Source organism: Bythopirellula polymerisocia, assembly GCF_007860015.1.
Lineage (GTDB): Bacteria > Planctomycetota > Planctomycetia > Pirellulales > Lacipirellulaceae > Bythopirellula > Bythopirellula polymerisocia.
On record NZ_SJPS01000007.1, the window covers coordinates 332454 to 354851 of the forward strand.

The 22398-nt window shown below is 52.7% G+C and carries 17 protein-coding genes; 7 read left to right on the forward strand and 10 right to left on the reverse strand.

Features of this window, described 5'->3' with window-relative positions; all coding sequences use genetic code 11:
* The first annotated feature begins 58 nt into the window (after window positions 1–58).
* Window positions 59–1732, forward strand: coding sequence for an outer membrane protein assembly factor BamB family protein (locus Pla144_RS20390; RefSeq protein WP_197530864.1), 1674 nt, complete (start codon window positions 59–61; stop codon window positions 1730–1732).
* Here Pla144_RS20390 and Pla144_RS20395 read toward each other — a convergent pair whose 3' ends face one another.
* Entirely contained in the window at window positions 1733–2902 is a 1170-nt protein-coding gene (locus Pla144_RS20395) for an ACP S-malonyltransferase (protein ID WP_146452554.1), read from the reverse strand. It abuts the gene before it with no gap.
* 298 nt (window positions 2903–3200) lie between these two features.
* Between Pla144_RS20395 and Pla144_RS20400 the strand changes: the two genes are divergently transcribed.
* The 3 genes from Pla144_RS20400 to Pla144_RS20410 all read left to right on the forward strand — a co-directional run bounded on the left by Pla144_RS20400 (window position 3201) and on the right by Pla144_RS20410 (window position 4802).
* Window positions 3201–3596, forward strand: coding sequence for a CBS domain-containing protein (locus Pla144_RS20400; RefSeq protein ID WP_146452555.1), 396 nt, complete (start codon window positions 3201–3203; stop codon window positions 3594–3596).
* 408 nt (window positions 3597–4004) lie between these two features.
* On the forward strand, window positions 4005–4322 hold the full coding sequence (locus tag Pla144_RS20405) for a prepilin-type N-terminal cleavage/methylation domain-containing protein (protein WP_146452556.1): 318 nt from the start codon (window positions 4005–4007) through the stop codon (window positions 4320–4322).
* Between the two features lie 255 nt (window positions 4323–4577).
* On the forward strand, window positions 4578–4802 hold the full coding sequence (locus tag Pla144_RS20410; RefSeq protein ID WP_146452557.1) for a hypothetical protein: 225 nt from the start codon (window positions 4578–4580) through the stop codon (window positions 4800–4802).
* 319 nt (window positions 4803–5121) lie between these two features.
* Here Pla144_RS20410 and Pla144_RS20415 read toward each other — a convergent pair whose 3' ends face one another.
* Genes Pla144_RS20415 through Pla144_RS20430 form a run of 4 tightly spaced genes read right to left on the reverse strand, consistent with a single transcriptional unit; the run spans window position 5122 to window position 10161 of the window.
* Window positions 5122–6789, reverse strand: a complete 1668-nt coding sequence (locus Pla144_RS20415) for an ABC transporter permease (RefSeq protein WP_146452558.1) — start codon at window positions 6787–6789, stop codon at window positions 5122–5124.
* The gene (locus Pla144_RS20420) at window positions 6786–7733 is read right to left on the reverse strand and encodes an ABC transporter ATP-binding protein (protein ID WP_146452559.1); all 948 of its coding nucleotides are present in this window, start codon (window positions 7731–7733) and stop codon (window positions 6786–6788) included. Before Pla144_RS20420 ends, Pla144_RS20415 begins: the two co-directional genes overlap by 4 nt.
* Before the next feature lie 2 nt (window positions 7734–7735).
* Window positions 7736–9847, reverse strand: coding sequence for a hypothetical protein (locus tag Pla144_RS20425; RefSeq protein WP_146452560.1), 2112 nt, complete (start codon window positions 9845–9847; stop codon window positions 7736–7738).
* A gap of 14 nt (window positions 9848–9861) precedes the next feature.
* The gene (locus tag Pla144_RS20430; RefSeq protein WP_146452561.1) at window positions 9862–10161 is read right to left on the reverse strand and encodes a hypothetical protein; all 300 of its coding nucleotides are present in this window, start codon (window positions 10159–10161) and stop codon (window positions 9862–9864) included.
* Between Pla144_RS20430 and Pla144_RS24775 the strand changes: the two genes are divergently transcribed.
* The 3 genes from Pla144_RS24775 to Pla144_RS20440 are packed head-to-tail and all read left to right on the forward strand — an operon-like array spanning window position 10160 to window position 13479.
* Window positions 10160–10309: a hypothetical protein gene (locus tag Pla144_RS24775; RefSeq protein WP_197530865.1), complete on the forward strand. Its 150-nt coding sequence runs from the start codon at window positions 10160–10162 to the stop codon at window positions 10307–10309. The genes Pla144_RS20430 and Pla144_RS24775 overlap by 2 nt on opposite strands.
* Before the next feature lie 15 nt (window positions 10310–10324).
* Window positions 10325–12976 (forward strand): hypothetical protein, encoded by a 2652-nt coding sequence (locus Pla144_RS20435; RefSeq protein ID WP_146452562.1) that lies wholly within the window; start codon window positions 10325–10327, stop codon window positions 12974–12976.
* Window positions 12973–13479 (forward strand): DUF309 domain-containing protein, encoded by a 507-nt coding sequence (locus Pla144_RS20440; RefSeq protein WP_197530866.1) that lies wholly within the window; start codon window positions 12973–12975, stop codon window positions 13477–13479. The genes Pla144_RS20435 and Pla144_RS20440 overlap by 4 nt, the downstream gene beginning before the upstream one ends.
* On the opposite strand, the gene lipA is transcribed toward Pla144_RS20440, so the two are convergent.
* The 5 genes from lipA to Pla144_RS20465 form a co-directional block, all read right to left on the reverse strand.
* On the reverse strand, window positions 13439–14386 hold the full coding sequence (gene lipA, locus Pla144_RS20445; protein ID WP_146452563.1) for a lipoyl synthase: 948 nt from the start codon (window positions 14384–14386) through the stop codon (window positions 13439–13441). The genes Pla144_RS20440 and lipA overlap by 41 nt on opposite strands.
* Before the next feature lie 16 nt (window positions 14387–14402).
* The gene (gene cysK / locus Pla144_RS20450) at window positions 14403–15344 is read right to left on the reverse strand and encodes a cysteine synthase A (protein WP_146452564.1); all 942 of its coding nucleotides are present in this window, start codon (window positions 15342–15344) and stop codon (window positions 14403–14405) included.
* A gap of 188 nt (window positions 15345–15532) precedes the next feature.
* A complete protein-coding gene (locus Pla144_RS20455; RefSeq protein ID WP_146452565.1) occupies window positions 15533–16999 on the reverse strand; it encodes a TIGR04222 domain-containing membrane protein in 1467 nt (488 codons plus the stop codon).
* A 105-nt stretch (window positions 17000–17104) separates the two neighbouring features.
* Window positions 17105–18349: an outer membrane protein assembly factor BamB family protein gene (locus tag Pla144_RS20460; RefSeq protein WP_146452566.1), complete on the reverse strand. Its 1245-nt coding sequence runs from the start codon at window positions 18347–18349 to the stop codon at window positions 17105–17107.
* 181 nt (window positions 18350–18530) lie between these two features.
* Window positions 18531–22364 carry a hydantoinase B/oxoprolinase family protein gene (locus Pla144_RS20465; RefSeq protein ID WP_146452567.1) on the reverse strand — a complete coding sequence of 1278 codons (3834 nt, stop codon included), beginning with the start codon at window positions 22362–22364 and terminating at the stop codon, window positions 18531–18533.
* Window positions 22365–22398 lie beyond the last annotated feature (34 nt).

Below are 22398 nucleotides of genomic sequence, written 5' to 3' on the forward strand. Positions count from 1 at the left end.
TACTATAGCGAAGGATTCCCTGCGTGTGCCAATCAAACACCAACCTTTGGATCGAAACGTGTCTTCTGATTCACAATCTATCAAGGCGATGCCGGCCGCCAAGTCTGCCTGGTTGCCTTGGTTCCCTCTGTTTTGGGTAGTGTTGATTGTCGGGGGGTACCTCTACATGCAGCTAGGTAGCCTCGATCAAGACGTGAAAAATTCTTCCACCGTCTTCTGTCTCGGCTTGCTCTTGTTCGGCCTGACTGGATGGGTGTTTCTCTGCAGTCATTATTCTACCGCAAAACGATTGCTTTGGGGTGGGGGCCCCTGGATTCTCGTCTTGGCGGGGGTAGCCTCAGTAGAATTGGTCAACAACGGAGACGTGGGTGTGATCGACTGGCGATGGCGGTGGTCAGCCAAGCACGATGAAAAGCTGTCAGTACCCCTCGGAAAAGAGCAAATCGCGATTGAGTGGGAGACCACCACTCACGACTATCCCCGTTTCCTCGGTAACGGATTCTGGGCCGAAGTGCTGGATGTACAACTCGCTACCGATTGGGACGAACAACCACCTGTTGAGCGGTGGCGTTGTCCAGTTGGTGCTGGGTGGTCGGGGTTTGCGATCGTCGGAGATTTCGCCGTAACCCAAGAGCAGCGTGGTTCCCAGGAGCTGGTGGTATGCTATCGCGTATCGTCCGAGAATCCTGAGGGAGAAATTGTCTGGACGCATGCCGACCCCGTGCGATTTGATCCGAGCGGCGCAGGTGCCCTCGGCTATGTGGGACCTCGGGCGACTCCTGCGATTCACGACGGACGTGTTTTGACCGTCGGTGCAACCGGAATCCTCAATTGTATTGATGCCCGCTCTGGCAGCCTGCTGTGGACCCACGACACGCTTACAGAAAACAACATGCAGAACACTATGTGGGGCAAAGCCTGTTCCCCCGCTATTCTCGAAACAGAGGGCAAGCCAACGCTAGTCCTCATGAGCGTGGGTGCTCCATCGGCTTCGTTAGTTGCCTATGATCTTGAGACTGGCAAGGAAGTGTGGGCGGCGGGGAGTCGGCGCTCCTCGTATGCCTCGCCGGTCATCTGTGAACTTCTGGGAGAACGGCAGATTCTTTGTGTAAATGAAGACTTTGTGACAGCCCATTCCGCTACTGACGGCAAGATACTTTGGGAGTATCCCTGGCAGGGCAATAGTGATAGCGACGCCACTGCTTCCCAACCAGTTCCATTATCCGAGGATCGCGTATTCCTCTCGAAAGGATACGGAGTCGGGGCTTCCTTGGTGCAACTTTCACGTGACGAGTCAGGGGACATTCTAGCAGGACCGCTCTGGGAGCCTCCCATAAGAAAAGTCATGAAAACTAAAATGGGCAACGTTATTGTCCGTGACGGTTTTATCTACGGTCTGGACGGTGGCATCTTGCAGTGCATCGACGTCGAGCGCGGCAAAAGTCAATGGAAAAAACGCCGCCTGCCAGCCATCGGTCACGGCCAGATCATGGCGATCGGCGACAATCTGGTCATCCTCTCCGAAACGGGAGAATTAATCCTAGTGGCTATTGACCCTGAAGAGTATCAGGAGTTGGCCAGTATGTCTGTCTTTCCCTCAGAGGAAATCACCTGGAACAATCCCGCGTTTTCTTCGCCCTATTTGCTACTGCGCAATGCTGAGCAAGCCGTGTGTTTGAAGTTGCCGTTGGCTGATTCGGCCGATGTCTCGTTGGCTCATACAGCGGATTGATCATTGAGGCGAGTTTTCTATCAGCCAGTCTTCCAGAATAATGTGCTCCACATAAGGGGCGCGGAGCAGATTGGCGCGGCCTGGCAGCATGCCGCTTAGCCAGGGGCGGCGGGCAAGTTGGGTTACAGCCTTGAGGCTGTAACAACTCAATGAGTTGCAGTTGGTTTGTTCCAGAATATTCTCGCTCAGTCGATGGAATGTGGCAGGAATGACATTTGGCTCTGGGCCAACATGGATGACACGTTCGATCCCTATCGCCAGGCAATAATCGATCGCATCCCAGAGTCGTTGGGGCTGATCAATCCATTGCCTGAGAATCTCGCGAGCCGAGTGGTCGTTGTAACTCAACTTGCCAGTAACCAAGGAGAGCACAGGCGGATTGGGAGGGAGAAAGCCACCGGCGAGCGTCTCCATCATCACAGCCGCGCGATCAGGGATTTGCCGCTGTCGTACGATTGGGGTGTGCAACGGAGGCCACCGTAGATCGTTCGTGCGAAGTTGTGCTCGGTAGGGAAGCAACTCACGCATCACCTCCTTAAATCGAGTTGTTGTATCCCTTTGACCCAGTAGGAGGTAGGTGTTCGGAGATAGCATTGCAGAGATGGCAATTGTGCCGGCCCCCTCTGACGTGATCTGGTGACAAAGTCGCTCGACGTCAATTTGATTGATCTTCGGCCCACGAGAGAACAGCACTCCCATAGTTACATCGGCAGACAACGCCACTGAGTCGGCAGCCATAGCCAGGGGAACACGAATCATGTCCGCAGGATCAAAGACACCAGCGCAACTCACTGAAACTAATTCTCCGAGGCTGTAGCCGAAGGAGAGTCCTACACGGGCAATGTCAATGTTGTGAACCTCTCGCAACAAGCGAAGGTGGGCTACTTCTACTGCTGCAATGAGAGCAATCGATTCCGAATAGTGATCGACCCCAAATTCATTGGCAGAGTTGATTCGCTCTAATAAATCGACTGGCTCACCCAACATTTCGGCACAGATATCTGCATAGCGTTTGAGTTCCTCGGTCAAGATTCCTCGGTAAGCATCGACTGCCAACAGTTCGGCAGTGCGACCCAGGTTGGTTGCACTGTATCCTCGAAAGGCTAGGGCGGTGTTCGAGAGATCAACTCTTTGCGAAAGTGCCATTATTTTTGGTTTAATATTGCTCACGGCGATTCTCTTACGCTCTGATCGGACACATTCACCAAGGGACGATACTTGCCGGTGCAGTCAAGAAGTCATTTCAATCTGGTGGATCGTAGCAATTATACGGCGCATCTGTCACAAGGAAGCGGTGAAATTTATCATCGTTCGCCAGAACTTTCGATTTCTAGAAAAATCTTAGGACGAGCTCAGCCGGAACCCAGCGTTTGCGGGCTAAACTTCTGGTGAAACTTGGGAGATCTTCGCGTAATCCTACTGTCAATTATTTCGACTTGTTTCCATTCTCGGGGGGGCCAGACACGATATGCTACTCGCACAAGACATAATGACCAAAAGTGTGATGACCATCGGCCCCAATGCCTTAGTCCGGGAAGCTATTGACATCCTACTCGATAATCACATCTCGGGACTGCCCGTGGTTGACGCACAGGGAAAGCTCGTAGGTGTGGTGACCGAATTCGCCTTGTTAGCGATCGCTTACAATGAAGGCATCCACCAGGAAAAAGTATTGAAACACATGTCAACGGAGCTGATCACAGTGGGGCCGCAAGAGTTGATTTGCAAGGTGGCTGACCTTTGCATTATCCATCGTGTCCGCCGGATTCCGGTAGTGCAAGATGGAAGACTGCTGGGTGTAATTGCTCGGCGCGATGTGTTGGAGGGGATGTACCGAAGCCAAGAAGCAGCGTGCGAAGTTTGACGATCTCTTTGAATACATACACTTGTTTCACAGCGCTATTGGCTACCAATTTTTGCTCGGGTCCTTGTTCTCGGATCGATCCAATCTTAGCGGGAAATAGCGAAATCCAAGCCGAGTTCTGACTATAAAGCTCGGGAGTCTGGTCCGCCGACAATCTGAGCGATATCGGGGCCGAACCCGACTATATTCCGGATCTAACACCAAATTGTATGGTGGATTCTTCGGCGCATGTATTTAACGCCGTTACAAGCCGGGTAATTGGATACGATCATTAAAATTTGCAGAAAAAATCAGCACGACTTTAGGAATAACCTACGTTTCCTTAGCAATCAAATATGTTGCAAAGTTTTTCAGAAATCTCAAATCTTTGAACCTGATTTACCGGATTCGTATAGGAGCCATCTAGCCATGAAATCACGAAAGAATCGGAGCGGTTTTTCGCTCCTCGAATTTCTTGCGGTTGTGACGATCCTCGGCATTATTGCCGCTATTATCATTCCGCGGGTTATTGTATCCAATGATACCGCCAAGCAACGCGTTCGAGACCATCACAAAGCGACAATCAACGCCACGGTCGAGCGCTGGTATATCGATAAAGGGACTTGGCCTAAGAACAATCTGAGTGACATAGGCGTCGATAAGAGCTACTTTCCTGACGGAGTTCCCCTGAATCCAGTGGACAACAAAGAGTATTCTTTGAATGCTACCACGCATCGGGTGAACTAAGTAGATGGGATGATTAGTGGTTTCCAATGACCATACCTCGCAAATCCAAGCTAACCTGGCTCGACGCATTTCGGTGCGCCGGGCCATGAGCTTTTTAGAACTCGCCGTATTGGTTTCGATTGTTAGAGTTCTAGCTACTCCTGGAAGTACTCGATTTGGTCACGCTCCTTTGAATACTGGCAGTGCTGAAGGATACGTGTGCAATATTTCTTTGGCAGTCAACCATGCCCGTAGCCCTCTATTTCAGGCAGACCGATGATATCTTGTTACGAAGTCTTGTACCGTTTGTTGTGCATTCTCTTATGCGTTGCGATCTGCGGGTGCGGGGCAGCTGAGGAATCCTCGATTCCTGAGGTGACACCTACGGTAGAAGAGCAGATTGCCAGCCCCGTCCCTTGTCAAACGAGTGAATCCGAGAACGGTAGCCAGGAGGCAGATTCGGATAAGTCATTAGAAACTGATCAGCAAGCTGCCCAGTAAGACACCGAAACCGTCGCCTAGACGCAACCGTATCCCGAGCGTGAGAATCTGTTCCAGAAATCACAGCGCAGGGAGAAGGCGGACGGGAGCGGAGTTGGCAATTCCGATGGCGATATTCAGCTCCCAGGGTTTGCTGACGTTAATGGTTAGAAAGCAATTATCTCCATCAACGGCATGGTCGTGCCAATCGCTGAAGGCGGATTTAATTCCGGAATTGAAGTGATTTCGATCCATCCCTCTACTGTCGTACTGCAGCGCAATCATCAGCGTTGACAAGAGTCGCTGGATTACTAGTCGGTAATCGATTTCCAGTTAGCAATTAAAGTTTAGACGAGCTTTCTTCCCAGGGGCTTGTCGGCTTCGACGCTGGCGGAGGGTGTAGTTCGATTTCGTCTTGAACTACTCGCTCTGGAATTGCGCGTGGCAAATACTGAACTTCGGTCACTAAAGGGCGAATGTTCAATATGACCACAACAATCGCAAAGGGCCCGAGGATTGAAAGCAAAGTAAAAGCTTCAATCGCCATGGGTCCATTGTCTATTAGCGTAACTAGGGTCCAAATTGGATTGCATGCCTGCAAGTAAGTGAACTCGCTTCCCATTCTTAGCGAAGGAGTCATCATGTAAATCACCTGAGGTATACCACAAGCAAGAAGCAGCAATATCAAGTGAATCAGGAATCCTGCTGACAACTGCACAAAAGTTATAGTTCTCATCCAGCTGATAATCATTTTCCCTACTCCGAGAAAAATCACACAATAGCACCAACTCAGCAACAGAAAATAACAGACGGTTTCGCGAGTTGGCCATCTTGTGGAATTTGGTAGGAATGCAACTGTAAGTAATCCAGCGAGCGTAACTGCCGCCAGAGAACTCACAGCGAAGATAAAACCGGTGTGAGGGCCGGGATTGAACCAGGTGAGAAACATTCTCCCAAGGGTGCTCGATGGCAGGCTTCTCATGACTCTTCGCGAGAGATGAGGCCACTCGCTTGTCATGAAAGTTCCCATGGCGTACCAAAACATCACCGAGCCGGCGGCAGCTATGAGGATAACTCGCAATAAATAATCAATCGTAGTGGGAGTGAGCAGGACGATTATGCTTATCCAACCAATGAAGCATGCGTGCAGAGCAATCATGCGTTTCCGCAAGGGTGTCGAACGATTATCGCTGGAAAATCCGATCTGTGCCGCTGCCGCGGCATGGACAAGTGCAAATAACGTGAGATAAAAACTCAATGCTGCCAGACTTCCCAGCCAAAACCATGAATTCTGTAGATTGACGAAGCCATATTCGACAAAGTCCGGAAGTGAGGTAATCGTACTTCCCAAAACAATTGTCAAGCAGAGGACTACCAGGAGCGAGATCAAGACGTGTGTATGACGCGCTTTCGCATTCGTTCCGGCCAGCAGTCCCAACATCGAGAGTCCCATGCACAAGAACATGAAGTAAGCCAAGATGAAGGCGATCGTTAAGGTGTCGACTCCCCGCAAGAGATAAGTAAAGGCGATACAAGGGCTTACTCCACACATATAGATCATCATTTGCACGGCAGCGCTACCTAGCTTGCCGGAAATAATCTGCTTCGCCGAGAGTGAGGTAATTGAAAGAAGTTCATAGGTATTGTCTTCCTGTTCGGCAGCTAGCGAACGAAATGCGGAAAACGGAACAATGAGGATGAGAGGAAATGCCAGGATCGAGGCATAGACCAACAGCATTGTCTGGCCGGAAGCGACGTAATAGACGTCAGGTCCGATTATCGCCACAACGGCAAAGCTGGCTGCCCAGCAGGCAATCAACACCACGAGAAACGTTGCGACGAACTGGCGACTCTTGAGGGCTTGCCGAGTTTCCTTGACAAGAATGGGATTCAGTCGGTCGATGAATTGCTCTGCCCAGTGCGCGATAGAGGTGATAATCTCTGCTGAATTGCGACGTTCGATCGTCTCCGTGACGGGCGAAGGGTTAGGGACTGCTCCTGCGCTCATTGGACTCTCCCTTCGGTCACGAATAGAAACAAGTCTTCAAGACTTTTTGTTTTGCAGGAAAACTCCAGAACGAGAAATCCTGCTTCTACGACTTCGCGCAGCAGCACAGCTTGATTCTCTTGTCCCCCTTCATGTGTACACGCCACTTTTCCTGCTTCAAGTGAGATCGCAGATATGTCAGAACGGTTCTCAAGCCAATTCAAGAGGGGTTGGGGATCATCAATCACACGCATCCAAATGCGACTTAACGTATCTGACCGGCTGTTGATATCCTCGACGCTACCAGTTGCCAGTAGTCGTCCTTGTTCGATAATGGCTACGCGGTCACACAATTCTGCAAGTTCTGTAAGGATATGAGAACTTATCAATACTGCTTTTCCCAACTCAGCAAGTTGCTCAATCATTTCTCGCAATTCGATACGAGCACGTGGATCGAGCCCCGCAGCGGGTTCATCGAGAACGAGAACTGCCGGGTTATGAATCATCGTGCGCCCGAGGCAGAGTCGCTGTTTCATTCCCTTTGAAAGACCGTTGATTGGCTTTTCCGCCAAGGTATCGAGCAGAGTAAAACCCATGACGGAATTCACTGCGGTCTTCCGCTCAGTACCTCTTAGACCGTATGCGCGGGCGAAGAAATCAAGATACTCGCGGACATTCACGTTTTCGTAAGACCCAAAGTAGTCTGGCATGAATCCGAGGCGACGCCGCACGCGATCTGGGTCATCGACCACTGAGAACCCATCGACAATGGCGTCTCCTGAGGTCGGTTCGTCCAGCGTGGCTAGAATTCTCATGCTGGTCGTTTTGCCAGCCCCATTTGGTCCGATGTAACCCAACACTTCCCCGGCATAGACTTCAAAACTGATGTCATCAACGGCTTTGGTCTTGCCAAAATAGCGATGCAAGTTTCTCAATTCGATCAGAGGCTGTCTGGCATAAATCATGCTTACCAGTCTCCTCGTATGACATGAAAACTGCCGACCTCAGAGATGTCTTCCAGTCCTAAGGATAAATCCATACCACGATCCGTGATGGCGACATAAGACCGGGGGCTCCATCCAGGAGACACTGCTGAGGAAATCGCCGCTAATTGGGTTTCCATGAGATTCTGTGGCAATGGATAGGAGAGGATATCTTCACTAGCAGTAAGAGATTCTACTGTGCCAGCCGGAAACTGAGGTAGCTGGTCTGAGAACAGTTTTCGTAGTTTTGTAATCGCTTGGACTTGAGTCGATGGCGGGAGGAGAAGTGACTCGTTATTGGGCAAGTCCTCCGCCAGGTAGAACCTGCCCTCGGCATCCACCACGACAAGTGTGTGAATATTGACGCCTAGTTGATTCTTCGCTTGCAATCCATCTTCCACTGCCTGGAATTCGATTTGTTTTTGCGATTCACGACTGGAAATTGTCAAATATTGAGTAGGCGTCCGGGAAGCGAGCCATCCTTCACTCAGTTTTTGAGATCCGTTCCAGTGCAACACTCGTCGCTGCTGAGCATAGCTCCTAATCAATCTGCGATTCCCCGCTCGGGAAGAAGGTAAAATTGGATACACTACGGTAGTAGCGGGTACTTCTAATCCTTCTGCGGGCGCTATTCCCGCATAATAAGAAAGTCTCGCCCAACTCGCCGCAGTTCTTGAATTCTGATCAAGCAGGGTAAAGCTCCGAGCTCGCACGATTACTCCGAATCCATCGGACACGAAGCTGTAGACCAGCAGCAATAGTATTGTTCCAACGGCCGCAGCTGGTACCGTGAACAACAAGTAAGGTAATTGTTCGCGTCGTTTCAAAAAGATATAGTTTGCTGGTCCAATTCCAAGCACGAACAAAGTCAGCAGCACTTGGAAGGCAGTTACTGGTGCCGTTCCCACTTCAGGTATTAACCAGTCGTTGAAGTTTTGATTTCCTTCATCCGGATTGTTTCCATGACGTCTTGTCCAAGAGAGTCTGTCGGAAAGTAGTGATTGTGTAATTGCCCAGGAGGTGCCCTCAACATCTACTCTGTCAATGAACGGCCCAGTGAAGGCCGTAACAGTTCCCATTCCGTATTGTCGAGATGTAAACCAATGTCGCGAATCGACGGGAGTACTTGAATCCTCATTTTCGATTGTCTCATCATTAGGCGAGGATTCCTGCGTCTGAAGCTGGCTTAGTTTCTCAATGGCATCCGTTCCAGGATTATCCACTCTCGGAAATCGCCAGCCTCGTTCGAAAAGTGCCTCTGAGGTCATCTTGGAAGAGACAGGATCAGAAGTCACCTCTATCACCGTCTCAATTTCTGGAACGAGTTGATACGATTCACCTGAATTCATAAACCAAAGATTTCCACCTGAGCGAATCCAGAGGAGTAATTCTGCAAATCTCTCAGGCTGAAGTTCTTTGATGGAATTCAACGCGGCAACCGTTGTGATGACTACGTCAAACGAAGAATAGTCGAGCCACTTTGCGGGAAGTGGACGATTATTCCAAAAGTGTATTTCTGCTGGCGCGCCTCGGACATCCTGCAGGAGTTGCGGAACAAGCATACTTGAATCAATCCCTACCAAAATTGCCGAAAAGTTGTGTCCACCACGAGAAACAGAGGATGGGGCATGTTGCACAAGGTCAATGCTCAGCTCGTTGTCCTTCACGCCATCAACCCACATCTCACAGCCAACGTAACGCCACTCAACGTATTCTGGAACCAACATTGTCAGGCTTGTAGAAGTATCACCAGCGAGAAGCTGACAATCCTGCTCAACATCGATTACGGTATCACCGCCCTTGCTGGCGAAAAAACGTATTGTGAGCTGAACGTCAGCCGGAGCGGGGGTTTGAGACTTCAAGGTAAATACAACCGGTCGGTAGCCGTGCTCGCCGATCCAGGTCGTTTTAACTCTAACTCGGAGTCCTGATTGCTTAGAATATCGCGCCTTGTTGTTTTGTGAGAAGGGTAATTCGAACATTCCGCCGCTGTCGGCAAGCAGTGATGAAGAAACTGTAATCCAAGCTATTACCATCGCAGAAACGATTGCGAGAGTCTTCGACCGACTTAGCAAGGCATGGTGGTTACAGGTCATGGAGATGTCGAAGATCAAGGACTGCGTTCTGTCGTGGGTTTTCCGGGAAGATAGCGCTCATCGGGATTCGTTTGAATGCCCCCTTGGGGTGTCCTTGCTGGCAATTGCTGTTTTCCGAATACTTTTGAAAATGCGGCAATAATCACAAATGTAAATGCCTGAACTAGGAGAATGACTACAACGCTCAACACTGCGACGCTCAGAGCAGTGGCCCAATAACTTCCGGCAGCAGCATGTGCCAATACGACGCAAAACAGCGCGCAGACCGTGACCCATTTCAACGTTGTGAGCAAAGTAAATCGCGGGATAAACATGCCCGCTATTCTCGCAGAATTGCCTGCTTTTGAGCAAGTCTTTCGTCGCGACCTAGCAAGACTGATCGGCTGGGAAGATAGCCGCCCCTGGCCTGCCGAAGCGTGTGCGGGTAGCATGAAACATCCACCTGATGAGCAATATTCTTGATTTACGAGGGAGCAGATGTCTCGAACAACAGGGATTCTTCTTGATTCAATTCGATTCACTTTTGCTGTGGTTTTTAGTTGCGCACTGCTAACCCAAGCTCAAGCGGCTCCTGAAGTCGAGGCCTACGTCGGCCAGCCATTGGGCGTGGCCCGCGTGACGGTTGACGTGTTTCGAGGTGAACCTTCGTTGCCTCTCAATGACGAACGTTTTACAGTCGTTGAAAAAGATGGTCGCGCGATTTATCCGATAGTGAAGGTAGAGCCCGCCCGCCAGTTTTTGCGAGGACTGCTGGGCATCGAAACTCCCCGAACGGTGACCCTGTATTTCCTATTCCGTGGTGAAGCGCCTTTCGATGTTTCTGTCTACTCGCCAGTCGAGCAAGGAGTTCGCATCAAGCCTCAGCGAAATCCTCAGGGACACCTGCGATTGCTCAGTGAGTGGTGGAAACAATTGACAGAGCGTTGGTCAAGGTTGCAAAAGGACCCCGAGTTTCCTCCTATTGCAGAGAACTTTCTCGTGGGGACATTCTCCCGTAGGTTGAATCGCCCTGTGCCGGAGATAGGTGGTGGATTATTCGGCTTGCAGGAAAAAGACTCCGCGCTGCAGGAGTTGTTTGGGGGCGAAGCCGCTCTTCTTTCCGTCGACCGCGACATGGTGATCGGCACAGATGACGAATCCCAAAGGTTGCAAGACCTCCCACCGGCTCCGAATTGGCCAAGTCCTCGCATCGATGAGACTCAATTCGATGAAGTGGAAATCGAAGGCCTTGCTTCGCATGTGCCGGAAGAATGTTTTTACTTGCGGTTCGGCAATTTCACGAACTATTTTTGGTTCCGCGATTTGAATGAAAAATGGGACGGTGATCTCAAGAACATGTTACTACGTCGGGGAATTAGTCGCCTCCAATCGAGTCGCATCGAACAACAACTTTCTTTGAAGGAAAACGTTCTTTCGAGAATCCTTGCTCCGCAATTCATTAGCGATGCGGCACTGATCGGCCTTGACCCCTATATGCGGCAGGGGGCTGCAATCGGGATTCTAGTACAGGCGCGAAATAATCAATTGCTTTCGCAAGACTACATGCGACAGCGACGAGAGTCTCTACAGAAGTTCTCTGATGCTACTGAATCAACAGTGACTATTGCGGGGCAGGATGTTTCCTTGATCGCCACTCCGGATGGTCGAGTCCGTTCGTATTATGCCCAGTCAGGTGATTTCCATCTGGTAGCGACCTCGCGGAAGATCGCAGAGCGATTTCTTGAGGCAGGGCAGGGGGCTGGTGCTCTAGCTTCCTTGCCAAGTTTTCGGAAAGCACGCCAAGAATTAGATCTCAAGCGAGAGGATACGATTTTTGCATTCTTCTCAGAGAAATTCTTTCAGAATCTCTGTACTCCTGAATATTGGATTGAAGTGCGACGACGTCAACAGGCAGCCCAGCAACCGCTCCTGGTTGAGATGGCACGCTACGCCGCTGAGTGTGAAGGATTGCCAGCGATGACGACTGATGAGCTCATTGCCACGGGTATTCTGCCAAAGGATTTTGGGATTCGTGCAGACGGCAGCCACTTGGAGGAAACTAAGTCGGGACCTGTGGATTCACTCCGAGGTGCGCCGGGATATTTTACTCCTGTTGGCGACATGGAACTCAAGCAGGCTTCTGGTGCTGAACTGGCAGCCTATCGAAAGTTTCTCGCTAATTTTGCTGAGGAAGTGGGTGAAATGCCACCGATTGCTGCCGGGGTACAACGGCTACCTCGTACGCCTGAGGAGGACCACACACTAATGATTGACGTGTTAGCGGCCCCTTTAGGGACTGTGAAGTTGGGAAAACTCCTTGACTCGCTCGGCGATCCAATTGAAGAAAGGATGAAACCAATCGCTGGCGACGTCGTTTCTTTCGAAGCAGTGCTCGATGTGCCAGTGCCACTGATCGGGGGAGAGAACCAGCCGCACATTTTGTTTGCAGGTTTACGGGACTTTCGCTCTCCACTCGTCGTAAGGCGGGGCGCAGTGGCTCCTAACGCTGCCCGCAGTGAATTGGTTCGTGCTTACGTTGGTGCCTGGCCTCGACCTGGACTTCTAGGAATCCTGCAGGGGCCGGATACTGCCAAAGGTCCTGAGCCACAGGCTCTCGGTGACCAAATGTGGCAGGCCCAAGCGGAGAATTTTCTGCTAATCTCGTTTAAGCCAGATGTGATTCAAGAAGTCGAACCACAATTGGGTTTCGAACCCGCCGAGCGTCCTGCTCAGGTACGGTTTCGAGTGGATGATCTAACCGGTAAGCAGGTTTCTGAGGCAGTAAATGCCTTGGCTTACGCTCGAGCACGTGAGACTTCCGTGGCACCTAGCCGCTTGATGAATTCGCTTGCCAATTCGCTACACTTACCTCGAGACCAATCTCAGGAATTTGCAGAAAGGCTCGTGGATGGCAGATTTGTGTGCCCTTTAGATGGCGAGTATGAACTTAACGAATCTGAAGGGTCACTTCCAGTGTGGTCGTCCTCTGCTCTTCCCGTAGCTAACCGTTTTATGCTGACCGAGGTGCCAGAAGGGTTCAAGTTTTCTTTCTTGGAGTGGTTCCGCGGCATGCAGGGAGACCTCCGCGTCTCAGACGGCGAGCTGGCGGCTCATGTGGAACTGAAGATGACCCCTGCGGCCCTGCCATGATGTCAGACTCCCCAGTTCCTCGCTATTGCCAGCTACCGTTTCCTCCTTATAGCTATGTACCCGGCAGTGGCACCCCGCACCCCGTGAGCGACTCACGCGGACACATGTATGGCAATCCGGAGCCGCCGACGCTGCCACTTGATCCAGAGCATTGGCCAGGGAACGAGATCTATCTGTACGCTGTTGATTTGTTCAATAACGGTTACTACTGGGAATCCCACGAACAGTGGGAAGCCTTATGGCATGCCGCAGGTCGCACCGGAATCGAGGGAGATTTTCTAAAGGGCCTCATCAAGCTTGCCGCTGCAGGCGTGAAACAGCGCGAAAAGAATGCGACTGGCGTTGGCAGACACGCCCGGCGAGCGATCGAACTCTTTGGTTCACTCTCGCTGTCCAATTATTGTGGGGTCAATCTCGAATCGGTTTTGCAAGATGCCCAAAGATTGATTGAGAATCCAACGACTAAGATTTCCCCAATTGCGCTCTCTCAGCCTCTACCATAAGCATTCCCGCCCGATAACTGCTGCGAACCAACGGGCCAGACGCCACGGCAAGAAATCCCATCCTTAGTGCCTCATTCTTCCATTGGTCGAATTGGTCGGGATGGACAAACCTGTCGACAGGCAAATATCGAGTTCCTGGCCTGCCTGGTGAGAGGTATTGGCCCAACGTCAGGAGTTCAACTCCAGCTTCGCGCAACGACTTGAGAGCATTGATGACTTCGTCGTCGGTCTCGCCCAGGCCGACCATAATGCTGCTCTTGGTCCACAAGTCAGGTCTGAGTTGCTTGGCTTGATGCAAAACATCTAGACTCTGAGCGAACGATGCCCGGGGATCGCGTACCAAGTGGTCTAGTCGGGGGACACATTCCACGTTGTGTGCGAAGACGGCAAGCGGCACCCCATCTAGCAGATGGGTCAGGGACGCTTGATTGCCATCGAGATCACTGCTCAAGAGTTCGACGGTTGTTTCTGGTAGTCTTCGTTTGACCGCAGTGACGCATTGCTTGTAATGGTCGGCACCGCCGTCAGGCAAATCGTCTCGATTGACGACTGTGATTACGACATGCGCCAATCCCATGCGTTCGACCGCATCAGCCAGGCGTTCAGGTTCATCCACTTCCAAAGGAGGTGGCTGACGTAGGGTTTCGACGGAGCAGAATCGGCAGCCCCGCGTGCACTCCTTGCCAGCAATCATGAACGTGGCCGTGCCGCGGGCCCAGCAATCATGAATGTTCGGACAGCGGGCCTCCTCGCAGACGGTATGTAATTGGTTCCCCGACACCGCCATCTGCGTACCGTTGAACGAAGCCTGGCCATTGCCCGCAGGCAGGTTCACGCGCAGCCATTCAGGAAGGCGCTGCCGGCCCTGCGAGGTTCTGTTCGATTCGACAATCGGAAGCGAAATCATGCGGTGTGGATCCAACTCAGCCGGTCAGCCCTTCAAACAGTGGCGTCGACAGGTAGCGTTCACCAAGGCTGCACATAATCGTTACGATGCGTTTGCCAGCATACTCTGGTCGGGCTGCCAATTTTGCGGCAGCACACATGTTTGCTCCACTGGAAATGCCTGCCATGATACCTTCCTCACGGGCCAGGCGACGGGCCCATTGGAATGCTTCTTCGTTGCTAACAGTGATCGTTTCATCGACCAGGGTAGTGTCCAAGTTCTTGGGAATGAACCCCGCTCCAATGCCTTGAATCTTGTGAGGCCCCGGCTTGCCTCCACCGATCACAGGTGAATCTGCTGGCTCAACAGCAATTGCCTTAAACGAGGAATTGCGAGGCTTGATGTACCGTGCCACTCCAGTGATCGTGCCACCCGTCCCTACACCCGCGACAATTGCATCGATGTTCTCACCGGAATCTTCCCAGATCTCTGGTCCAGTGGTCTTCTCGTGAATAGCTGGGTTGGCAGGATTCTCAAACTGCTGGGGCATCCAGGCATTGTCGTTACTACTGACAATCTCACTGGCCTTCTCGATCGCGCCCTTCATGCCAGCCGCTGCCGGGGTAAGCACCAACTCAGCTCCCATGGCCCGTAGCAGAGCACGTCGCTCAACTGACATAGATTCGGGCATCGTGAGCATCAACCGATAACCCTTGGCGGCACACACGAATGCAAGTGCGATCCCCGTGTTGCCGCTGGTCGGTTCGACTATGAGCGTCTTGTCATTAACAAAGCCGGCTTTCTCACCTGCCTCGATCATTGCCACACCAATTCGGTCCTTGACACTATTAAGCGGCTGAAAGAATTCACACTTGGCAAATACGGTGGCATGCCCCTCGGGCACCAGCCGATTGATGCGAATCATAGGGGTATCGCCAATCGCGGTGGCGACATTGTCGTAGGTTTTGTTGCGTGGCATGGTCTTCCCTTACAAAAACAGATTGTGAAAAACGACAAGCGCTCGATAACGGCTTGATTGGAATTAAACCGTGGATTATCAGCAGTTCTGCGAGTCTGGGCAACCCCTTTGAAATGTGGGAAAGGGGACTTGGAGTGAGGCTAACCTATTCACGGTAGTGGATCAAGAAAGATGGTGGCTCTCACAAGCTAATCTCCGCCGCATCCCCCACAACCTCCCCCACAACCTCCGCCACCGCCGCAGCCACTCCCACACCCGGTCGTGCCGCAACCACTACCTGAACTGGGTGGACCCAGACGAAACTTCCACGCGTCAGGTAGCAAGAGTAGGCTTCCTACTGCCACGGTCGAGAGACCGAATAGCCCCGTTGCCAAAGCCATGTCACTTGGTGCAAGTGATTCATCGAGTAATCGCTGCTTCTTTCGTAGATCTTCGTGCTGATGCCGGAGACGCTTGAGCACATTATCACCGGCGCGCGTGCGGTGTGGTCGGCGGAAGAACATGACCACAGCAAATACCGCCAAAGCAATCATCGTCCCCAGAAAGCCGATCGGTTTTCCCCTCTGTATTCCAACTATCAGCTTGGCCAATCCTATCCCTAAGGCAGCTAGAATGATTAACGGCGGTACCCAGCGACTGGCATGTAGACCGTTACTCGGGACGACTAGCCCCCAGGTTTCCAGTCGGTGTTGAATCTTCTCTGCTGCAGGATAGGCATAATCAACCACATGAGAGAATCGACTCCCTCCGCTCTCTCCACAAGCTGCGACCACACGTTGTTCCAATTCATTGGCATCCGCGGGTGTTCCTCCACTGACCTGCAAGCGAATGTCCTTCACACCAACCCCAGCATCGGCGGCGCGTCCCACTTCCAAAGCCTGACTGTGAATTAGTGAAGCGACTGCTGCCTGAATTGTCCCCTCGATACCCCTTGCAAGACATGCCACCTGATACGCGTCGAGCGGCTCGGGCGCATTATTCTCGCCAGGTCTCAAGACATAACGCAACACAATCGCACCCAGTACTGCGATCCCTAGTAGTATGGCGTAAAAAACAAGGAATTCGGGACCGGGTAGATCAAGCGGATTGCCAGCCAGGGCGAACGAGAGTGGGACGAGGCTCAACCCTAATCCACTGCGCCTTGCAAGTCTCACGGGATGCAACAAACCCCAAGGCTTGGGGATCACCCACGCGCGCTGCTTGTCGACTCGCGCATAACGCTGCGGATCGCCAAACCGCACATCAACCGACGGCCAGATGTCGGCTGGAGGTCCCACGCCAAAAGCCTGACGATAGCCGGCCAGAGTCTGATCGTATTGATCTCGATGGCGCTGGACATCTGAACGGGTTCCACGCGTCGGGCCATGGTGCAAAGGTTTACCTAGTGTCTTCTTGCAGAAGTCGTTCCAATAGCTGCGGCTATAGGTGAGATGGAGATGCCAAGCCTCGTCGACTTCATGGGAAGGCGTCACTTCATGTCCAGCAGTCAGTGCAAGGTACACAAACCGACGGTATTCTTCTATTACGCGATCGGCAAAGCCCACCGACCAGCCGCTTTCTCGGGCAAGGCGCTGTGTAAAAGTTAGCGGCGATCGAGGATCGTCAAACTCAAAGGCGAGTAAACGCTGCCATAACAGATCTTGATCGCTGGGCATTGCTAGGATTCCCTACGAACAGTATTAAGAACAAAGCGACGAGATACTTCTGCCCACTCATTGTAGCGGACAAACGGCTGGTACCAAGTGTGGCTATCAAGGCCGTTATTGCCGCACTAGAAACAGATGTTCGCTCCCACGAACCAGGAGTTGATCACGGATCGGAATCGGCGTGGCAACGCATTGCTCGTCGAAGTTGTATTCGCCGAGGTGCTCGTATCCGTCAGCAATTCGGCCGAAGTACAGCATGCCGTCTTCTCGGAGAGTGAAGAGCAGACCGTTGGCCAAAACGGGAGATGAAAAATATTTGGCACGACCGCGGGGCAATTCGGCGGTCCAGAGTTCGTCTCCAGATGAAACATCAAGGCAGGTGAGATCGCCACGGTCACTGAGCACGATCACCTTGCCGTCAGTTACCAAGGGAGTCGGCACATCGCCTGCCTTGGCAGGTCTGTCCCAAAATTTGCCTTTCTCGGTGATATCTCCTTGGCCACCAAGTTGTATTGCGGTGAGCATTTCACCACGTCGATAAGGGACGACGACTATATCTCCGGCGAGAGTTTGCGAGGCAATCGTACGCTGGGCTGCTTCTCCTGACGGATTGAGTCCGCCACACTCCCAAAGTAGTTTTCCCGTGCGAACGTCGTGGCCGGTCACATGGTCGGCCCCCAGGGTGACAATCACCTTTCCATCGGTAGTGAGAGCTGGGGTGGTGTAGGAATTGTCGCACTCTTTGGGAACTTCATAAATGCGATCCTGCTTCCAGACTTCTTTTCCCGTCTTCAGGTCCAGTGCCACTAGGAACCCATCGCCGTCATTCATTACAGCCACAATCACCAAGCCATCAGCCAACACAGGGGAAGTGCCCAAATCCCACCATAAGGTATCTTCCCCATAAGCTTCTTGCAGATTGGTTTCCCACAAGACCTTGCCGGTCAGATCGAGAGATGCCAGCGTTCCGCTCTTGTAGTAGACGACGAGATGCTCACCATCGGTTGTGGGAGAGGAGTTACTTCCACTGCCGTTCATGTGCTTGCCAGGACGTTCGGGGCCGAACTGATGTCGCCATTGTTCTTGGCCAATGAAGTCGTAGCAGACGACGCCATCACGATCGTCGATGCCACAAGTCACAAAGATCTGGTCACCCCACACGGCAGGCGTTGAGCAGCCACGACCAGGGATTTCCACTTTCCAGGCGATGTTTTCTGCGGAGATGGATTCAGGGTAGATGCCTGCAGTAACAACAGCAGACGCATCTGGACCTCGCCATTGCGGCCAGTTTTCTGAGGCAAGCAAATAAGAAGGTTTAAGGAAGGAAAAAAACACTATGACAGTAATGGAAAATTTCACGGCAATACTTCTGAAAATTTGGAGGGGAAATAGGCCCAATTCTATTGATAATTTAGTCGGAAGTCGAAGTCTAAATCAGAATCAACCTTAAAGAATGCTACAGTTTTCATGGTCAGAATTTTGCAGAGACCAACCCTCGAAGCACAGACATCTCGGCTTGATTTCTGCAAATTGGAGCTAACTAGTTGGATTTCTTCCATCCACCACCTCCCGGTGTTTTGATGATTAGCACATCTCCGGGTTCGACATTAATTTCACAAATCCCAGGAAGATCGACCTCAGTGCCATGGGCATACTGGAGTATATTTTCCCCTAATTGGCCCGACTTGCCGCCATTGATTCCATAGGGTGCGTGTGGCCCGCGACGCTCTGTGATGAGCGACAACTCTAGCGGGGCCAGAAACTCCAACCGTCGCACGACACCATCACCGCCACGGTGCTTTCCCTCACCCCCCGATCCGTAACGGGTGCTGAATTCCAGCAATCTCACCGGTAGGCGGCGCTCAAGAATTTCTGGATCCGTTGCGCGGGTGTTGGTCATGTGGACTTGCACGGCACTTGCGCCGGGGCCGTCGGGTGTGGCACCACTTCCGCCGCAGATGGTTTCGTAGTAACCGAACTCAGAGTTGCCGAAAAGAAGATTGTTCATCGTACCCTGGCTGGCAGCAGCCACGCCTAATGCCCCCAAGAGCACATCGACAACGCGCTGTGAAGATTCGACATTGCCGGCGGCGACCGCCGGACTTGCTGCGGGAAAATCGCCTGGCGGTGGATTCAAGAGGCCCGGATGCAAGATGATCTCGACTGCGCGCAGGGCACCTTCGTTGAGGGGCAGGTGTTCGTCAACCAGGAGTCGCAGCACGTAGAGCACAGCGGCGGAGACAATGGCCGGGTTGGCGTTGAGATTGCCTACGACTACCGGACCGCTGCCTGTGAAGTCAATGATTGCAGCAGCACCGTCGGTGTCCGGTTGGAACGTGAAGGTCACACAGATTGGAACACTTTCACCCTCTGCAGTTTCTAAGTAGTCGGTAAAAGTGCGGGTTTGCTTGCCAAATCTCGCGAGGGCCTGCTGGACTTTGGTGGTGGCGGAGTCTTGGATTCCACGCATTTTTTCTTGCACAACGGCGAGTGTATATCGCTCGACAAGTTCCAACAGTTCGCGGGCTCCTTGCTGATTGGCGGCGACCTGGGCGCGGACGTCGGCCAGGTTTTCCTCTACACGGCGAGAAGGGTAGGGGGGATGCGACAGAAGTTGTTTTAGTTCAGCATCGCGCGAGCTTCCGTTCCGCACCAACGCAAAATTGGAGATCAATACCCCTTCTTCACCGAGGCTTCGGGAATTGGGTGGCATCGATCCCGGCCGTACGCCGCCAATCTCGGCATGATGCGCACGGCAGGCGGTGAAGAAAAGCAGGTCCCCGGATTGTGAATCGTGAACCGGTGTGACAACGGTCACATCAGGAAGATGCGAGCCCCCGCGATAGGGATCGTTGGAGACATACACATCGCCGGGAGCCAGTTCTGGATTCTCCGCAAGGACAGCTCGGACCGTCGCACCCATCGCACCAAGATGAACTGGTACGTGCGGGGCATTCGCGACAAGCTCGCCTGTGGCAGTAAATACGGCGCAACTGTAATCGAGTCGTTCCTTCACGTTCACACTCAGCGCGGTTCGCCTTAAGACGTGGCCCATTTGTTCGGCGATGCCCGCGAAGAGGTTGTTGAAAACGGCGAGCATGACTGCTTCAGATTGCTGAGCGACTTCCTCAACAACACTTTGCTCAGGGAGAATGTCGGTGAGTAGTAATTCTCCGCCGGAGAGTGTTTCACATTGCCAGCCGGTTTCCACTAGTATGGTTGAATGGATATCGGCAATAACTGCTGGGCCGGTGAGAAGTGCTCCTGGGGCGAGGGCCTCGCGGTCATAACGGGAGATCTGGAGTTCATGGCCGCTAAGTCGGCAAGCGGTTTGGGAGGTGGGGGGAATGTGCCTGGCAGGGCATTGCGTGGAGGGAGTCAATAACCTTCCTGTCTTTCCAAGGGCTTCTACTCGCAGGGCGACAAGCTCGATTGGCTTGTCGGCGGGGACATAGCCGAACTGCTGGCGGTGGAGTGATTCGAATGTGGCGACAACGTCAGCAATCGTTCCAAAGGAAACGTTAAGTGGGACATCGGTTCCGCTGTACCGCATATCGAGCGTCTGGTGGATTTCAATTTGCTCCGTTGCAAATCCCTCGGCGACAAGTTCCGCAAGCGGAGAACATTCCAATTCGTCGAACATCGAGGCGAGCATAGTATGATCTATGGCGTCCACGAGTTGCGATAAACCCCTTGCTGCATGGCGTACCACATCGGCCTGGCCAATGCCGTAGGCGCTCAGAATTCCTGAGTCGGGATGATTGAGAATCTTCTTGATGCCAAGTTCACGGGCGACGGCACACACATGTTGAGCGGCAGCACCTCCGAAAGGGACCAACAGATAGTCGGCGGGATCAGCTCCCTTGGCAATTGAAACGCCGCGAATCGCGCGTACCATGTTTGCATTGGCGATGGTTAAAAGCCCCTCGGCAAGTTCACCGCAAGTCAGAGTCTCGCCGGTGGCCGTGAGAACTTCGGTTGTGAGCGAGTCGAGTTGCCGCTCGACGGCTTTACGGTCGAGTCGAAACGGAAATCGATCGACAGCAATTCGGCCCAGAAAAAAATTGAGATCGGTCACCGTAAGCGGTCCGCCGCGGCCATAGCATGCGGGTCCGGGGTCGGCACCCGCGCTCTCAGGCCCCACAGTGAGTTGCGTGCCATCAAAACGGCAGATCGAGCCGCCACCCGCGGCCACTGTGTTAATTGCCAGCATGGGGGTAACCAAGCGCACGCCTGCCTTGCGGGTTTCGTACTCGTATTCATACGTACCATCGAAACGGGAGACATCGGTGCTTGTGCCTCCCATGTCGAAGCCGATTGCGCGCTCAAAACCAGTCGCCGCAGCGATCTGAGCGTATCCCACAACTCCGCCGGCTGGACCTGATAGCACGCTCATATGCCCCCGAAATGCCTCGCTACCTACCAGCCCGCCCGCAGAAGTCATGAGCCTAATCTGACTGCCCGGGAGTGAGTTGTGTAAATGATCGAGATAATCTCGCAGAACGGGGCAGAGATACGCGTCGACGACCGTGGTTTCCGCGCGGGGAACAATCTTCACCAGCGGGGCAACATCACTCGACCGGCTAATCTCGCGGAAGCCTACCTCGCGGGCAATCTGTTCGACTATTAGCTCATGTTCGGGATACAAGTCGGCGTGCATCAGGCAAATAGCGAGTGACTCGATGCCATCAGACTTAAGCTCACTCAGTTGGCTACGAATGTCAACATGATCGGGTGATCGGAGTATCGAGCCATCCGCTGCGACTCGTTCGTCGATCTCTACGCTTCGCTCGGCCAATGGCGGTGGCTTAACTACGCGCAGGGCGAACAAATCGGGTCTTTCCTGGCTGCCGATTTCTAAGAGATCGCCAAATCCACGCGTGATAGCCAGAGCCGTGTGGGCACCGGTTCGCGTCAAGAGAGCATTCGTCCCACGTGTGGTACCCAATCGCAATCGCACCGGGGGCAACGACTCATTGAGTGGCAAACCCAGCAGATAGCGAATTGCCAGGATTGGAGCTTCCAGTTTACACCGCAATTCGTAAGTACTACCCGCAAGCGGCGGTACTTCCAATGCTGGTGCCAGTCGTAGCTCGCCCGTTTGCGGTTCGAAGGCTACGACTGTCGATTCACTTAACGCAGTACCTTCCTCACTAAGCAAAGTACAACTAAATCCGGACCAAAAGTTCGCTGGATCGCTGATGCGCGAGGGGTCAACAATTCGATCGCTCGAAGAACCGGAGGCGACAGTGCCTTTGGTGACAGCGGAACTTAAGAGTTTGTGTCGCCGGATTGAGCCATCCGGATTCTTGGCGAGACAATCAGTAAATGTGCCGCCGACGTCGATCCAGAATTCCCAAGGTGGTTCGAGCATGGAGGGGCGGAACGAGAACTGTGTATGAATGTGA